This is a genomic window from Pseudomonas gebzensis (assembly GCF_034427815.1).
GTDB lineage: Bacteria > Pseudomonadota > Gammaproteobacteria > Pseudomonadales > Pseudomonadaceae > Aquipseudomonas.
In genome coordinates, this window is the sequence record NZ_JAXQNS010000022.1 from 1 (window position 1) to 1760 (window position 1760).

The window sequence follows — 1760 nt, forward strand, 5'->3', positions numbered from 1 at the left end:
TGAACAACCTGATTCCTGCCGTGAACCTGGCCGTCGATCCGGCCGAACTGATCCAGCCCGACCGCGTGCACACCTCGCTCTACACCGACCCGGCGCTGTTCGACGCCGAGCTGGAGAAGATCTTCTACAACACCTGGATCTGGGTCGCCCACGAGAGCGAAATCCCCGATTCGGGCAGCTACAAGACCACCTACATCGGCAAGCAGCCGGTGATCGTGGTGCGCGACCGCAAGAAAGACATCCATGTGCTGCTCAACCGCTGCCGCCACCGTGGCGCCACGGTGTGCGAGCACAAGAAAGGCAAGACCAACAGCTTCGTCTGCCCCTACCACGGCTGGGGTTATGCCCTGGACGGCTCCTTGCGCGGCGTTCCGCACCCGGAGAGCTACGGCGACTGCCTCGACAAAAGCGAACTGCCGCTGGTGAGCCTGCGCACCGAGCGCTACGCCGGCATGATCTTCGCCACCTTCAACGACGCCATCGAGCCGCTGGAAGAGTTCCTCGGCGCGGCGAAGAAGTGGATGGACCTGTTCATGAAACAGGGCGCCGGCTACGGCATCAAGGTGCCGGGCGAGCACCGCTTCCGCTTCCCCGGCAACTGGAAAATCCAGTTGGAAAACACCACCGATGCCTACCACTTCCCGCTGGTGCACAAGAGCTTCCTGTCGTCGGTGGATGAGCAGACCCTGGCGCTGTTCGATTTCGTCAAAGGCCCCGGCTATGTCGAAGACCTGGGCAACGGCCACAGCGTGATGGTGATGATTCCGGACCTTGTGGATCTGGAAGCCGAGCTGGATAAACCCATCCCTGAGCGTTTCGAGACCCTCGCCAACGAACTACGCAGCGAGGGTATCGAGGAGCAACAAGTCCGCCGCATCGTGCGCGCCGTTGGCGGCACCGGCTTCAACCTCAACCTGTTCCCCAACGTCGCTTGCTCCATGGCTTTCTTCCGCGTGCTGCAACCGATCTCGGTCACCGAAACCGAAATCCACCACTCGGTGATCACCATGGACGGCGGCCCGGCTGCGGCCAACCGCTACCGCCTGCGCCTGCACGAGCACTTCCAAGGCCCGATGGGCTTTGGCACCCCGGACGATTCCGAAGCCTGGGAGCGGGTGCAGAAAGGCGCCAGCGCCGGCGAAGACCTGTGGATCATGCTCAACCGTGGCCTGCCCGGTGAGCGCGAAAGCGCCGATGGTCGGGTGTCCGACGTCAGCGCCGAAACCGGCATGCGTGCGGCGTACCAGCAGTGGAAAAAGATGATGGCGGAGGCAAACTGATGAACCTGGAATTGCTCACCCACGTCACCGCCTTCCTCTGGCAGGAAGGCGACATGCTCGACCACGGCGAATACGGCGCCTGGCTCGACCTGTGGACCGCCAACGGCACCTACATCATCCCCATCGACCCCAAGCAAAGCGACTTCGAGAACACCCTCAACTACGCCTACGACGACCACCACATGCGCGAACTGCGCGTGCAGCGGCTGACCGGCGGTGAGTCGATTTCCACCAGCCCGCAGCCGCGCACCGTGCGCACGCTGTCGCGCATCCGGGTGCTCGGCGACGACGGCCAAACGGTGACCGTGCGCGCTGCGCAGAACATCCGCGAGTTCCGTAAGGAAAGCCTCAAGCACTACACCGCCGACCTCACCTACAGCCTTGAGCGTGAGGCCAATGGCTTCAAGATCGCGCGCAAGGTCATCAGCCTGATCAACAGCGACGATGCCCTGGCCGGCATCGGCTACATCCTCTGAGGGT

At 63.1% G+C, this 1760-nt stretch carries 2 protein-coding genes; both read left to right on the top strand.

Translation table 11 applies throughout. The features are described 5' to 3' along the window. On the top strand, positions 1-1280 hold a 1280-nt coding region (locus SJI00_RS22270; RefSeq protein ID WP_416221081.1), incomplete at its 5' end, for an aromatic ring-hydroxylating oxygenase subunit alpha. Beyond that, complete coding sequence (locus SJI00_RS22275) at positions 1280-1756, top strand: aromatic-ring-hydroxylating dioxygenase subunit beta (protein WP_322463842.1); 477 nt, start codon at positions 1280-1282, stop codon at positions 1754-1756. The genes SJI00_RS22270 and SJI00_RS22275, both read left to right, overlap by 1 nt. Positions 1757-1760 lie beyond the last annotated feature (4 nt).

What these genes read in the sequence shown, in the direction of transcription:
- SJI00_RS22275 (WP_322463842.1), top strand. Translation starts at nt 1,280, where the DNA reads ATGAACCTGGAATTGCTCACCCACGTCACCGCCTTCCTCTGGCAGGAA.